The following is a 13,644-nucleotide window of genomic DNA, read 5'->3' as shown; positions in this document are numbered from 1 at the left end:
TGGAAACAATGGATACCAATACAGCGCCGATCGCCGTGTCAACACCTGCCCTTCGGCGCTCCAGGCAGGCGAGGGTGGTGTGGGGATCTCGTGTCGTCACAGTGGGCGGCGATGCTCCTGTGCGCGTCCAGTCCATGACCAATACGGATACGGTGGATGCTATCGGCACAGCTATCCAGGTGAAGGAACTGGCCCAGGCGGGGTCCGAGTTTGTTCGGATTACCGTCAACACGCCGGAGGCTGCGGCAGCGGTCCCCTATATCCGGGAACAACTGGATCGCATGGGGGAGAGCGTTCCCCTGGTCGGCGACTTTCATTACAACGGCCATCGGCTTTTGACAGATTTCCCGGATTGTGCCCAGGCATTGTCGAAGTACCGCATCAATCCGGGCAACGTCGGCAAGGGAGACAAGCGTGATCGCCAGTTCGGTCAAATGATCGAAGCGGCAATGCGGTGGAGCAAGCCGGTTCGTATTGGTGTCAATTGGGGCAGTCTTGACCAGGAACTTCTGGCAAGCCTGATGGATGCCAACAGCCGTCGCTCCCAACCATGGGATGCGCGCCAGGTGATGTACGAGGCCCTGATCACTTCAGCCGTGGAGTCCGCGCGTCGTGCCGAAGACATGGGCTTGGACGGCAATCAGATCATCCTCTCGTGCAAGGTCAGTGGCGTTCAGGATCTGATCTCGGTTTACCGTGAATTGGCGCGCCGTTGCGACTATGCGCTGCATCTGGGGCTCACGGAAGCGGGCATGGGTACCAAGGGAACCGTGGCATCTACCACCGCGTTGTCGATCTTGCTGCAGGAGGGCATCGGCGACACCATTCGCGTCTCGCTCACCCCCCAACCGGGTGAAGCGCGGACGCAGGAGGTTGTGGTGGCATCGGAGATCCTGCAGTCACTGGGTCTGCGGATTTTCGTCCCCAGCGTGACGGCATGCCCTGGTTGCGGCCGTACGACCAGCACCACTTTCCAGGATCTTGCCAAACAGATTGATGATTTCCTTCGCGCGCAGATGCCTGTGTGGCGCGTGCGTTATCCCGGTGTGGAAAATCTGAAGATTGCGGTCATGGGGTGCATCGTGAATGGCCCGGGTGAAAGCAAGCACGCTGATGTCGGCATAAGCCTTCCCGGTACCGGTGAAGCACCTGCTGCCCCGGTGTTCATTGATGGGGAAAAAGCCCTCACCCTGCGTGGCGACAACATCGCCAATGAATTCCACCAGATCGTCGAAAACTACATCGAGAAGCGGTTCGGGGCAGTGTCTTCGACCGCGTAGTTTGTGAGCGCGGTTCCGGCGCGGTTGGCCTGCAGGTCCTTGGCGCGCCCTGTTTCTTATCCTTCCATCTCCATAAAGAAAATACCGCAGTGCGTACTGAAAAAGGAACCCCTGTGTCGAAGCTTGAAAAGCTAACCGCTGTCAAAGGCATGAACGACATCTTGCCGCCCGACTCCGCACGGTGGGAATGGCTGGAGAGCAAGGTGCGTTCGCTCATGGAGCGGTATGCCTATCGCAATATTCGCACGCCGATTGTCGAGCCGACGTCGCTGTTCGTTCGTGGGCTGGGGGAAGTCACCGATATCGTCGAAAAGGAAATGTATTCCTTTGAGGACCGCTTGAATGGCGAGCAATTGACCTTGCGGCCGGAGGCGACGGCCGGAGTCGTTCGCGCTGTTGCTGAACACTCCATGCTGTACGACGGTGGCAAGCGTTTGTACTACATGGGCCCCATGTTCCGCCACGAGCGTCCCCAGCGGGGGCGGTATCGCCAGTTTCATCAGATCGGGGCGGAAGCGCTCGGATTTCCCGGTGGGGAACTGGATGCAGAATTGATTCTGTTGGCCAATGCATTATGGAAAGAGCTGGGTCTTCACAATGTGCGCCTGGAGATCAACAGTCTGGGCCAACCGGACGAACGCAAGGCCCACCGGGCCGCTTTGATTGCCTATCTGGAACGCCATGTCGATGCTCTGGATGACGAGGCACGACGGCGACTGCATAGCAACCCGTTGCGGATTCTGGACACCAAGAACCCGGCGATGCAGCAGATCGTGGAAGCGGCACCGCGGTTGATTGATTTTCTCGGTGAAGCGTCTTTGCAGCACTTCAACGTGGTCAAGGCCATTTTGGATGCGAATGGCGTTTCCTGGCGGGTCAATCCACGTTTGGTGCGTGGCATGGATTACTACAATCTGACGGTGTTTGAGTTTGTCACGGACCAGTTGGGTTCCCAGGGCACTATTTGTGGTGGCGGACGATACGACTATCTTATTGAGCAGATAGGAGGCAAGGCCGCGCCTGCTGTTGGCTGGGCCCTTGGGGTCGAGCGTGTGCTGGAACTTCTTAAGGAACAGGGCAGCGCCATTCCACCGGTGACCCCGGATGTTTACGCGGTCATTCCGGATGCGGCCGCTTTGCCGGTGGCCATTGCGACGCTGGAGCGCTTGCGGGCGCACGGTGTCAGCGTACAGATGCATGGTGCCCCTGCGTCGGGTGAAGGCATGGGAAGCATGAAATCCCAGTTCAAGAAGGCAGACGCCAGTGGCGCCCGGCATGCGCTCGTTTTTGGATCGGATGAGCTGGCGCGCGGCATGGTTTTGTGCAAGTCATTGCGAGATGGCAGTGGTGCGCAGACGGAGCACTGCCTGGATAGTGTGTCCGAATGGGCCAGCACCCTGCAATTTTCCAGTTAATTTCAAGCAAGCATATTCATGGCCAATCATCTCGATCTCGAAGAACAAGAACAACTTGATCAACTCAAGCATTTCTGGAACACCTGGGGAACATTGATCAGTTCCCTGGTGCTGCTGGTATTTGGCTCTCTCGCCGCCTGGAATGGTTACCAGTATTGGCAGAATCGCCAGTCAACGCAGGCCGCGGCACTTTTTGATGCAGTCGATGTGGCTTCCCGCGCCGGCGACCAGGCTCGCATGGAGCAGGCGCTTGGTGATCTACGCTCTAAATATGCAGGAACGACGCAGACTGCGCAGGCAGGGCTGGTGCTTGCCAAATCCATGCTCGATGCCAGCAACGCTACGGGGGCGAAGGACGCTTTAACCTGGGTCGTCGAAAATGCCGGTGATGATGGCTACAAGGCGATTGCCAGGTTGCGCCTGTCCAGCGTGCTCATGGATCAGAAGGATCTGGATGGAGCACTCAAGCAAGTCTCGGGAGCATTTCCGGCCGAGTTCGATGCGGTGGTCGCTGATCGCAAGGGTGATATCTTGCTGCTGCAGGGAAAGCAGGAGCAAGCCATTGCCGAGTACAGCCGCGCATTCAAGGCTTTTGACGATCGCGTGGAGTACCGCCGCCTGGTGGAGGTCAAGCTCAACGCATTGGGAGTTCATCCTCAAGACGCTGTCGCCGTGGCCGTTACATCCGACAAGGTCAAAAAATGAGATTTGTTTTACCCTCGCTTTCTCCGTTGTCGATCTTGCGTGTCAAGCATGTGGCATCCGTGCTTTTGGCAGGGGCAGTGCTGAGTGGTTGCTCGCTCTGGGGTGGCAGTTCCAAGCCCGTGCCTGCGGATCTTGGCCCCAATGTTCCCGTTCTGGGCGTTCGCCAGGTTTGGACGGCGCGCATCGGTAGCGTTGCAGGGCTGCCTCTGGATGTTCACGCTGCTGGCCATGTAGTGACCGTCGCATCGGCGGATGGCGTGGTGGTTGCTCTGGATGCCCGATCGGGGGCGGATCTCTGGCGTGCCTCACTGGGTGAACCCTTGTCGGCGGGGGTGGGCAGCGACGGCAAATGGACTGCCGTTGTTTCCCGCAGCAACATGCTGGTCTCAATGGAGGCAGGGCGCGAGCTATGGCGCAAGCCTTTGCAGACACAAACCTTTACTGCTCCGCTGGTGGCGGGAAACCGCATTTTTGTGTTGTCTGCCGACCGGTCGGTTGCTGCCTATGATGCTGCGACGGGGGGGCGTTTGTGGACCCAGTCCCGTCCCGGAGAGCCCTTGGTATTGCGTCAATCCGGGGTGCTCCTGGCGGTCGGTGATACGCTGGTGGTCGGATTGTCGGGCCGATTGGTGGGCCTCAATCCGGACAATGGCAGTGTGCGATGGGAAGCCCCTCTGGCCAGTGCCCGTGGTACGAACGATGTGGAGCGTCTCGTGGACTTGGTCGGTCGTGTTTCACGTGTCGGCGATAGTGTCTGCGCGCGCGCATTTCAAGCATCCGTGGGGTGCGTGAATACGGCGCGTGGCATCGTGGCTTGGACGCAGCTTGCGGCGGGAACAGAGGGTATTCACGGCAACGGTGAACTCATTTTTGGAACTGAGAGCAATGGTGTGGTGCTTGCCTGGCGCCGAGCCGATGGCACGCGTGCCTGGACATCGGATCGGCTCAAGTTTCGAAAGCTGACGGCGCCGCTGCTTTTGGGGCGGTCGGTTGTTGTAGGGGATGATGCCGGGCTCTTGCATCTGCTGTCTCGCGATGATGGCGGCCCGTTGAATCGATTGACCACAGATGCCTCCGGCATCGCCGCCGCTCCGGTTGTTGCTGCGGATACCTTGGTGGCTGTCACCCGCAATGGCGGGATATATGGCTTCCGTCCTGATTGATGGGTTATTTTCAATGAAGCCAGTTATCGCCCTCGTGGGGCGTCCGAACGTCGGGAAATCCACGTTGTTCAATCGCCTCACAAAGTCGAGAGATGCCATCGTGGCCGACTTTGCCGGGTTGACGCGCGACAGGCACTACGGCAACGGCAAGCAAGGCAAGCACGAGTACATCGTGATCGACACCGGGGGGTTCGAGCCGGACGCATCCAGCGGCATCTATCGCGAGATGGCCAAGCAAACGCAGCAGGCTGTGGCGGAAGCCGATGTGGTGATCTTTGTGGTGGACGCACGCGCGGGTGTTTCAGCGCAGGACCACGATATCGCAAATTATCTTCGCAGGCTTGGCAAACCGTGTGTTTTGGTGGCGAACAAGGCCGAGGGTATGGTGCAGGGCGTTCAGCTGGCAGAGTTCTACGAATTGGGCCTGGGTGACGTTTACCCGGTGTCCGCGGCCCATGGTCAGGGGATTCGTGGGCTGGTGGATCTGGCCCTGGAGCCGCTTCATCTGCCGGAGCCTGACGATACCGATCAGGACCTAGATAAAAGTACGATAAAGCTGGCGGTGGCCGGCCGCCCCAACGTGGGCAAGTCAACCCTGATCAATACGTGGCTGGGTGAAGAGCGTCTGGTTGCCTTTGACATGCCGGGCACCACGCGCGATGCCATTACGGTGCCTTTTGAGCGCAATGGACAACGGTTCGAATTGGTCGACACTGCCGGATTGCGTCGCAAGGGGAAAGTGTTCGAGGCTATCGAGAAGTTCTCGGTGGTCAAGACCCTGCAGGCGATCGAATCGGCAAATGTAGTGCTGCTGTTGCTGGATGCCACCCAGGGAGTCACAGACCAGGACGCGCATATTGCTGGGTACATCCTTGAGAGTGGGCGGGCGGTGGTTCTGGCCGTCAACAAGTGGGATGCCGTTGATGACTACCAGCGCCAATTGCTTGAGCGGTCCATTGAAACCCGGCTGACGTTCTTGAAGTTTGCAGCTATACATTTCATTTCTGCCAAAAAGCGACAAGGCTTGGGTCCCTTGTGGGCTTCTATCGCCCAGGCGCACAAAGCGGCGACCTGCAAGATGTCTACGCCGGTACTGACGCGTGTGCTGCTGGAGGCGGTGCAGTTTCAAGCACCGAAGCGCGCGGGCATGTTCCGCCCCAAGATGCGATACGCACACCAGGGGGGCATGAATCCGCCGGTGATTGTGATCCACGGGAATTCCCTGGAACATGTGACGGATGCTTTCAAGCGTTTCCTGGAAGGGCGTTTCCGCAAGGAATTCGATTTGGTGGGAACACCGCTGCGCATAGAAATGAAGACATCTCACAACCCCTTCGCTGACAAAGACGACAGTTAAGTCAAGAACGTGGGTGCCAGAGGGATTCTGTGGCATCCACTTTGCCGCAGTGCGTGCTGTGGTAAGGTGATGGTTTACAACAACACTTGAACACGGAGAATATCGTGAGCAATAAAGGCCAACTTCTGCAAGATCCTTTCCTGAACGCTCTGCGCAAGGAGCACGTGCCCGTATCCATTTATCTGGTGAATGGCATCAAGCTGCAGGGGCAAATTGAGTCGTTTGACCAGTACGTGGTGCTGCTGCGCAACACGGTGACCCAGATGGTCTACAAGCACGCCATTTCCACGATTGTGCCGGGACGTGCGGTCAATTTTTCAACAGCAGACACCCCGGATGCTGAAAACAGCGGCGCCTGATTGGGCGCGGTGCTGCACGGCCGGTCAACAAAGACCAGCCACGAAGATGGGCCGGTTCATTTGAGTTCCTCTGATTCGATCAATGCTCCACGTACTCCAGTGCTTCTGGTGGGAGTCGATTTTGGTCTGCCTCATTTTGATGCCAGCCTTGAGGAGTTGGGGCTGCTGGCGCAGACTGCCGGGCTGGAGCCTGTTGCACGGCTGACCTGCAAGCGCAAGGCGCCCGATGCTGCGCTGTTTGTCGGTTCGGGCAAGGCGGATGAGATCCGCATGCTCGCACAGATGCATGGTGCAGTGGAGGTGCTCTTTGATCAGGCATTGAGTCCCGCACAGCAGCGCAATCTGGAGCGCCACCTTGAGTTGCCTGTCAACGACCGGACGCTGCTGATCCTTGAAATTTTTGCCCAACGGGCCCGAAGCCACGAGGGCAAGCTGCAGGTGGAATTGGCGCGTCTGCAATACCTGAGCACTCGACTGGTTCGGCGCTGGTCGCACCTGGAGCGTCAGCGTGGTGGGATTGGTGCGCGCGGGGGGCCGGGCGAAACCCAGATTGAGCTGGATCGTCGCATGATCAGCGACGCGGTCAAGCGGACCAAGGAACGCCTGGTCAAGGTGAAGCGCCAGCGCTCGACGCAGCGACGCCAGCGAGAGCGGCGTGATACTTTCAATATTTCCTTGGTGGGTTACACCAACGCCGGAAAATCCACCTTGTTCAATGCCTTGGTGAAGGCGAGGGCGTATGCCGCCGATCAGCTGTTCGCCACGTTGGATACCACGACACGGCAGTTGTATCTGGGGGAGGCTGGTAGATCCGTGTCGCTGTCAGATACCGTCGGCTTTATTCGCGACTTGCCACACGGACTGGTGGATGCCTTCCAGGCCACGCTGCAAGAGGCGGTGGATGCGGACTTGCTGTTGCATGTCGTGGACGCGTCCAATCCCAACTTCCCCGAGCAGATCGATCAAGTTCAACGGGTACTGCACGAAATTGGCGCTGCCGACATTGCCCAGTTGCTGGTATTCAACAAGCTCGATGCCATTGCGCCGGAGCAGCGTCCCGCCTTGTTGCAGGATATGTACGAACTGGATGGCCGACCTGTGGACCGCCTGTTTGTCAGTGCGCGCAGCGGAGAAGGTCTTGATGTACTTCGGCAAAAATTGGCCCAGACCGTGCTTGCAGTCCAAGCCGACATGACCCCAGTCGATCTCGCTGAATTCCCGACCCAGGCACCCTGATTGGGCACAATGCCGGTTGCATCGATATCACCAGAGAACCAGAGACTTTGCGCATGAATTTTCAAGACCGTAACCCACGCTGGGCAATGCTCCCAGACCGCATCCGTGGGATGTTCAATTTGAACGATCCCCGATGGGGGCGTGGCGAGGACAAGGCCGAGGATGGCAACCGTCCTGAGCCCGAGCGTCCCCCTGTGCAGCCTTCGGGAGGCGGCAGTGGGCGCGACTCTGGATCCAAGGGGCAGCCACCTGATCTGGACGAATTGTGGCGCGACCTCAATCGCAAGCTGGGTGGGCTGTTCGGCAACAAGAGCGGTGGATCTCGGGGCCCTGGTGGCGGCAATGGTGGTGGTTTTCAGCCGGATATGAAGAATGCGGGCATGGGCATTGGTCTTATCGCCGGCATTGTGTTTGTGATCTGGATGGGAACCGGCATCTTCATTGTCCAGGAAGGCCAGCAGGCAGTCATCACGCGCTTTGGCAAGTACCAAAGCACCAAGGGGGCGGGTTTTAACTGGCGCCTTCCCTATCCGATTGAACGCCACGAACTGGTTTTTGTGACCCAGATTCGCTCTGCCGATGTGGGGCGGGACAATGTGATCAAGAGCACGGGCCTGCGTGAGTCGGCCATGCTGACTGAAGATGAAAACATTGTCGAAATCAAGTTCGCCGTTCAGTACCGCCTGAGCGATGCCAGGGCTTGGCTCTTCGAGAGCAAGAATCCGGCAGATGCGGTGGTGCAGGCGGCGGAGACGGCCGTGCGTGAAGTGGTGGGCAAGATGCGCATGGATACCGCCCTGGCCGAAGAGCGCGATCAGATTGCGCCGCGGGTGCGCGCGCTGATGCAGACCATACTCGACCGTTACAAGGTGGGTGTGGAGGTGGTCGGCATCAATCTGCAGCAGGGGGGCGTGCGTCCGCCAGAGCAGGTGCAGGCCTCGTTTGATGATGTGTTGAAGGCCGGACAGGAAAGGGAGCGGGCGAAAAATGAAGCCGAGGCCTATGCCAACGATGTGGTTCCTCGTGCAGTCGGTTCAGCTTCCCGGTTGAAGGAAGAGGCGGCTGCATACAAGGCCCGCATCGTGGCCCAGGCACAGGGCGATGCGCAACGGTTTTCTTCCGTTCTGGCGGAATATCAGAAAGCCCCACAGGTTACGCGCGACCGCATGTATCTGGAGTCCATGCAGCAGATTTACGGCAACGTGACCAAGGTGCTGGTGGAGTCGCGGCAGGGATCCAACCTGCTCTATCTGCCGTTGGACAAGATCATGCAGGGTGTCTCGCAATCATCCGGTTCGGTCGAGACTCCCGGCGCTGGCGGGGCCTTGGCGGTGCCTCCGTCGGCACCGGCTGGCAGTTTGCCGAACGATTCCCGTACGCGTGACAGCAGTCGTACGCGTGACCGCGAAACCCGCTAGGAGCATCTTGTGAACAGAGTTGGATTTATTGCTTCTACCGTCTTGGTAGTGCTCGCATTGATGAGCTCGATGCTCTTCGTCGTGGATCAGCGCCAGTTTGGCATCTTGTATGCCTTGGGGCAGATCAAGGAGGTCATTACGGAACCAGGGCTGAACTTCAAGTTGCCGCCACCTTTTCAGAACGTGTCCTATATTGACAAGCGGTTGTTGACCCTCGACAGCACTGACACCGAGCCCATGCTGACGGCTGAGAAGCAGCGTGTGGTCATTGACTGGTATGTGCGCTGGAGAATTTCTGAACCCACCGAATACATCCGCAACGTTGGTCTGGATGAGACTGCTGGGGCCATGCAGCTCAATCGGGTGGTGCGCAATGCGTTTCAGGAGGAAATCAACAAGCGGACGGTCAAGGAACTGTTGTCGCTCAAGCGCGAGAACCTGATGGCCGATGTGAAGCGCGAAGTCCTGGAAACCGTCCGCGGCGCCAAACCGTGGGGGGTGGATGTGGTGGATGTTCGCATCACCCGGGTGGACTACGTCGAGGCGATCACCGAATCCGTTTATCGCCGGATGGAGGCAGAGCGTAAGCGCGTGGCCAATGAGCTGCGTTCGACGGGGGCGGCGGAGGGGGAGAAGATTCGTGCCGATGCCGATCGTCAGCGCGAGATCACCATTGCAAATGCTTATCGCGATGCACAAAAGGTCAAGGGTGAAGGGGATGCCGAGGCGGCACGCATCTATGCCGAATCGTTTGGCCGTGATCCTCAATTTGCCCAGTTCTATCGCAGCCTGGAAGCCTACAAGGCCAGCTTCAGCAAGAAGAGCGACGTCATGGTGCTGGACCCGTCCTCATCTGATTTTTTCAAGGCTTTTCGAGGCGGGTCTGCTTCCCCTGCAGTCCAGCCGGCGCGCAAGTAACGCCACCGGCCAAGCCACGTGGAATTGAACGATAGTCTCTGGACCGCGCTGGCGTTGGTGTTGGTGATCGAGGGGCTTTTGCCGTTCGTGTCACCTGCCGGCTGGCGCCGTGTCTTTACGCAGATGGTGCAGCTGCGCGACGGCCAGATTCGGTTTTTTGCACTGCTGTGCATCGTTTCTGGCATCGCCATGCTGCTGGTCTGATTCTGCGGACCTCAATCCCGCGACCATGGCCGCGCTCGGTGTGTTTCACCGCTGCCGGTAGAATCACGTTTTTAACAGCCTTCCCATTTCCATGTCTGCTTGGGTCCTGCCGGATCATATTGCCGATGTCTTGCCGTCCGAAGCGCGGCACATCGAAGAATTGCGTCGCGGGCTGCTTGATACGGCCCGTTGCTATGGCTATGAGCTTGTCATGCCGCCGCTGCTGGAGCACCTGGAGTCTCTGCTGACGGGAACCGGTGAGGCACTCGGTCTGCAGACTTTCAAGTTGGTGGATCAGCTCTCAGGCCGATCCTTGGGGTTGCGTGCCGACACCACACCCCAGGTTGCCCGCATCGATGCGCATCTGCTCAATCGTAAGGGGGTCACCCGACTCTGCTACTGCGGCCCGGTGGTGCACACGCGGCCTGACCGTCCCCATGCGACGCGCGAGCCGCTGCAGTTCGGTGCAGAAATCTATGGCCATGCCGGGCTGGAGGCAGACCTTGAGGCGCTGCTGCTGGCGCTGCATTGCTTGCGGGTCGCCAATGTGCAGGACACCACCGTGGATCTTGCCGATGTTCGGATCGTTCGTAGCTTGCTTGCAGGCGTGACGGTGGATGGCAACCTGCTTCAGGCCATTCACGCAGCCTTGGCCACCAAGGATGCCGGCGAGTTGGCTTTTCTGGCCCGCGATTTTCCCGTGGCATCGCGCGAGGGGTTGCTGGCGTTGTTGCAACTCTATGGCGATGAAAGTATTTTGGTTGAGGCAGAACAGGCCCTCAAGCGCACACCTGGTGTGCGCGAACTGCTATCCAACTTGAAGTTGTTGGCATCCCGCCTCGAGGGGGTTCGTGTCACTTTTGATCTGGCCGATTTGCGGGGTTATGCCTATTACAGTGGGGCGCGCTTTGCCATCTATGCTCCCGGAGCCAGCGATGCCCTGGTGCGCGGTGGTCGCTATGACGAAGTGGGTGCCGTATTTGGGCGCAACCGGCCTGCCGCTGGGTTCAGCCTTGACATCAAGCAGGTGGTCGGCGTGGTGTCCCCGCGCGCACTGAAGGCTGCCATTCGTGCGCCCTGGGGCGATTCGGGCGATGTTCATGCGGCCATTTCGGCGCTGCGCAATCGTGGTGAAACCGTGGTTTGCGTGCTGCCGGGGCACGAAAGCGAAGTTGATGAGTTCCATTGCGATCGAGAGCTGGTTCTGGCCTCGGGTCAATGGGTCGTGCAAGCTATTGAAGCAATTGACAATTGAATTGGGTTTGAGATGAAAGCAACCAAAGGTCGCAATGTGGTCGTGGTCGGTACCCAGTGGGGTGACGAGGGCAAAGGAAAGCTGGTGGACTGGTTGACGGAAAGCGCACAGGGCGTTGTCCGTTTTCAGGGAGGGCACAACGCAGGGCACACGTTGGTGATCAACGGCGTGAAGACTGCGTTGCATCTGATCCCCAGTGGCATCATGCGGCCTGGAGTCAAGTGCTACATCGGCAACGGGGTGGTGCTGTCTGCTGCCAAGCTTTTCGAGGAAATCGAGGGGCTTGAGAAAGCCGGTGTCGAGGTGCGCTCGCGCTTGCGCATCAGTGAGGCCTGCCCGCTGATCTTGCCATTTCATGCGGCGCTGGATGTTGCCCGAGAGGCCGCCCGCGAGCAAGGCGGTACGGAGAAAATCGGCACTACGGGCCGGGGAATTGGCCCCGCTTATGAGGACAAGATTGCCCGCCGTGCCCTGCGGGTCCAGGATCTCAAGTACCCAGAGCGGTTTGCTGTGAAATTGCGCGAACTGCTCTCTTTGCATAACCACGTGCTGGCGACTTTCCTGGGATCTGGCAAGTTCGTTTTTGGTGATGCTCTTCAGCCCTATATGCGCGACGGTGAAGTGCAGTTCGATGCAGTCTACGCCGAAGCCATGCGCCATGCCGAGTTGCTCAAGCCCATGATGGCGGACGTTTCGCGGGAGCTCAACAATGCGCACGAGTCGGGCGCAAATCTGCTGTTTGAAGGTGCGCAGGGTACCTTGCTCGACGTGGACCATGGTACCTATCCCTATGTGACCTCCAGCAACTGCGTTGCAGGCAACGCTGCGGCGGGCTCTGGTGTCGGGCCCGGCATGCTGCATTACATCCTCGGCATTACCAAGGCTTACTGCACACGCGTGGGAGGCGGTCCCTTCCCTACCGAACTGGACTGGGAGAAGCCCGGCACGCCGGGTTACCACATGAGCACGGTGGGGGCGGAGAAGGGTGTAACGACTGGGCGCAGTCGTCGTTGCGGATGGTTTGACGCTGCATTGCTCAAGCGCAGCGCGCAGGTCAATGGCCTGTCAGGCCTCTGCATCACGAAGCTGGACGTACTGGATGGCCTGTCGGAGTTGAAGCTGTGCACCGGTTATGAACTTGACGGCGAGCTGATCGACCTGCTGCCGATGGGAGCGGATGACATTTCGCGTTGCCAGCCCGTTTATGAGACGTTGCCAGGTTGGAGTGAGTCCACGGTTGGCGTGACGGACTATGCCAAGCTGCCATTGAGTGCACGGCAATACTTGGAGCGTATCGCTGAAGTCACCGGCGTGCCAATTGCCATGGTCTCTACCAGTCCGGATCGTGACCACACCATCCTGATGCGCCATCCCTACGTGGCATAGCCCCTGGATAGTTAAATTTAAAGCGTTGCCAGCTATTGATTCAGGAGCAAGTATGTTGACGGAAGACGGCAAACACCTTTACGTAAGCTATGACGAGTACCACAATCTCATCGAGAAGCTGGCGCTCAAGGTCCATCAATCTGGATGGGAGTTTGAGACCATCCTCTGTCTGGCCCGTGGTGGTTTGCGTCCAGGAGACATCCTGAGTCGCATCTTTGACAAGCCTTTGGCAATCATGTCTACGAGTTCTTACCGAGCTGAAGCGGGCACGGTTCAAGGGCATCTGGATATCGCACGTTTCATCACTACACCCAAAGGTGAAATAGCCGGACGTGTGTTGTTGGTGGACGATCTGGCAGATTCTGGCCACACGCTGCACGCGGTGATGGACATGTTGAAGACGAACTATGCCCCCATCTCGGAATTGCGCAGTGCGGTCATCTGGACCAAGGGCATGTCAACCTTCACGCCAGACTATTCGGTGGAGTTCCTGCCAACCAATCCATGGATCCATCAGCCCTTTGAAGGCTACGACGCCTTGGGACCCGACAAACTGCTGGAGAAGTGGAAGGTGTGATGGGTTGGTATTGCTGAGTGCACTGTGGGCGGGAAATTTCCGCCTCATTTCCGTGCTATAGTCTATGGCTTCGCTGCCGTGAGCTCTCTTCGTGAGGGCTCTGGATGCAGAGGAAAAAAAGAAGATGGTTTTGGGTTGGTCTGGGTAAAAACCCGGTATATAATTCAAGGCTTCGCTCGGTGGATCTGGTTGCTGCAAGCGGCTGGGATCTGGAGGGAGAAAGTTTTCGAAAGTTTGACGGTTCTTTAAAAACCGTGCTAGAATTTGAGGCTCTGCTGATCGCAGCGGAGTGAGGATGATGAAGCAGCTTTGGCGCTTTGTGATCTGGTTCATTAAAAACATACAGCCGATAAGCGTGGGCGTTTGATGGC

Annotated in this window: 14 protein-coding genes; all 14 read left to right on the top strand. The window is 58.3% G+C overall.

The features are described from left to right. Window positions 1-8 precede the first annotated feature (8 nt). The 14 genes from ispG (at window position 9) to AC1RDS_RS01755 (ending at window position 13,566) form a co-directional block, all read left to right on the top strand. On the top strand, window positions 9-1,280 hold the full coding sequence (ispG, locus tag AC1RDS_RS01820) for a flavodoxin-dependent (E)-4-hydroxy-3-methylbut-2-enyl-diphosphate synthase (RefSeq protein ID WP_092700778.1): 1,272 nt from the start codon (window positions 9-11) through the stop codon (window positions 1,278-1,280). A 149-nt stretch (window positions 1,281-1,429) separates the two neighbouring features. Next, window positions 1,430-2,695, top strand: a complete 1,266-nt coding sequence (hisS, locus tag AC1RDS_RS01815) for a histidine--tRNA ligase (RefSeq protein ID WP_244273747.1) — start codon at window positions 1,430-1,432, stop codon at window positions 2,693-2,695. Between the two features lie 18 nt (window positions 2,696-2,713). Continuing rightward, window positions 2,714-3,400: a YfgM family protein gene (locus tag AC1RDS_RS01810; RefSeq protein WP_092700772.1), complete on the top strand. Its 687-nt coding sequence runs from the start codon at window positions 2,714-2,716 to the stop codon at window positions 3,398-3,400. Continuing rightward, window positions 3,397-4,563 (top strand): outer membrane protein assembly factor BamB, encoded by a 1,167-nt coding sequence (gene bamB, locus AC1RDS_RS01805; RefSeq protein WP_092700769.1) that lies wholly within the window; start codon window positions 3,397-3,399, stop codon window positions 4,561-4,563. Before AC1RDS_RS01810 ends, bamB begins: the two co-directional genes overlap by 4 nt. 13 nt (window positions 4,564-4,576) lie before the next feature. After that, window positions 4,577-5,920, top strand: a complete 1,344-nt coding sequence (gene der, locus AC1RDS_RS01800) for a ribosome biogenesis GTPase Der (RefSeq protein ID WP_092700766.1) — start codon at window positions 4,577-4,579, stop codon at window positions 5,918-5,920. 104 nt (window positions 5,921-6,024) lie between these two features. Continuing rightward, on the top strand, window positions 6,025-6,279 hold the full coding sequence (gene hfq, locus AC1RDS_RS01795; protein ID WP_005795570.1) for an RNA chaperone Hfq: 255 nt from the start codon (window positions 6,025-6,027) through the stop codon (window positions 6,277-6,279). A gap of 99 nt (window positions 6,280-6,378) precedes the next feature. Further along, a complete protein-coding gene (gene hflX, locus AC1RDS_RS01790) occupies window positions 6,379-7,515 on the top strand; it encodes a GTPase HflX (protein WP_492226693.1) in 1,137 nt (378 codons plus the stop codon). A gap of 53 nt (window positions 7,516-7,568) precedes the next feature. Next, window positions 7,569-8,933 (top strand): FtsH protease activity modulator HflK, encoded by a 1,365-nt coding sequence (hflK, locus tag AC1RDS_RS01785; RefSeq protein ID WP_348683552.1) that lies wholly within the window; start codon window positions 7,569-7,571, stop codon window positions 8,931-8,933. A gap of 9 nt (window positions 8,934-8,942) precedes the next feature. Further along, entirely contained in the window at window positions 8,943-9,851 is a 909-nt protein-coding gene (gene hflC / locus AC1RDS_RS01780; RefSeq protein ID WP_287877668.1) for a protease modulator HflC, read from the top strand. 18 nt (window positions 9,852-9,869) lie between these two features. Further along, entirely contained in the window at window positions 9,870-10,055 is a 186-nt protein-coding gene (locus tag AC1RDS_RS01775) for a DUF2065 domain-containing protein (RefSeq protein WP_026436286.1), read from the top strand. A 91-nt stretch (window positions 10,056-10,146) separates the two neighbouring features. Then, window positions 10,147-11,310, top strand: coding sequence for an ATP phosphoribosyltransferase regulatory subunit (locus AC1RDS_RS01770; RefSeq protein ID WP_348683548.1), 1,164 nt, complete (start codon window positions 10,147-10,149; stop codon window positions 11,308-11,310). A gap of 12 nt (window positions 11,311-11,322) precedes the next feature. Next, entirely contained in the window at window positions 11,323-12,696 is a 1,374-nt protein-coding gene (locus tag AC1RDS_RS01765) for an adenylosuccinate synthase (RefSeq protein ID WP_348683546.1), read from the top strand. A 52-nt stretch (window positions 12,697-12,748) separates the two neighbouring features. Then, window positions 12,749-13,273, top strand: a complete 525-nt coding sequence (locus AC1RDS_RS01760) for a phosphoribosyltransferase (RefSeq protein WP_287877661.1) — start codon at window positions 12,749-12,751, stop codon at window positions 13,271-13,273. A gap of 104 nt (window positions 13,274-13,377) precedes the next feature. Beyond that, window positions 13,378-13,566: a hypothetical protein gene (locus tag AC1RDS_RS01755; protein ID WP_492226647.1), complete on the top strand. Its 189-nt coding sequence runs from the start codon at window positions 13,378-13,380 to the stop codon at window positions 13,564-13,566. Window positions 13,567-13,644 lie beyond the last annotated feature (78 nt).

The sequence above is a fragment of the Acidovorax sp. GW823-FHT02H02 genome (assembly GCF_058797075.1).
Note: the sequence above shows the minus strand (reverse complement) of the source record. Positions and strands in the feature narration are given on the sequence as shown.

Excerpts from the sequence above, each read along its gene's own strand:
- AC1RDS_RS01755 (WP_492226647.1), top strand. The coding sequence starts at position 13,378 with ATGCAGAGGAAAAAAAGAAGATGGTTTTGGGTTGGTCTGGGTAAAAAC.
- AC1RDS_RS01810 (WP_092700772.1), top strand. The coding sequence starts at position 2,714 with ATGGCCAATCATCTCGATCTCGAAGAACAAGAACAACTTGATCAACTC.
- AC1RDS_RS01770 (WP_348683548.1), top strand. The coding sequence starts at position 10,147 with ATGTCTGCTTGGGTCCTGCCGGATCATATTGCCGATGTCTTGCCGTCC.
- AC1RDS_RS01760 (WP_287877661.1), top strand. The coding sequence starts at position 12,749 with ATGTTGACGGAAGACGGCAAACACCTTTACGTAAGCTATGACGAGTAC.
- hflK (WP_348683552.1), top strand. The coding sequence starts at position 7,569 with ATGAATTTTCAAGACCGTAACCCACGCTGGGCAATGCTCCCAGACCGC.
- bamB (WP_092700769.1), top strand. The coding sequence starts at position 3,397 with ATGAGATTTGTTTTACCCTCGCTTTCTCCGTTGTCGATCTTGCGTGTC.
- AC1RDS_RS01765 (WP_348683546.1), top strand. The coding sequence starts at position 11,323 with ATGAAAGCAACCAAAGGTCGCAATGTGGTCGTGGTCGGTACCCAGTGG.
- ispG (WP_092700778.1), top strand. The coding sequence starts at position 9 with ATGGATACCAATACAGCGCCGATCGCCGTGTCAACACCTGCCCTTCGG.
- der (WP_092700766.1), top strand. The coding sequence starts at position 4,577 with ATGAAGCCAGTTATCGCCCTCGTGGGGCGTCCGAACGTCGGGAAATCC.
- hisS (WP_244273747.1), top strand. The coding sequence starts at position 1,430 with ATGAACGACATCTTGCCGCCCGACTCCGCACGGTGGGAATGGCTGGAG.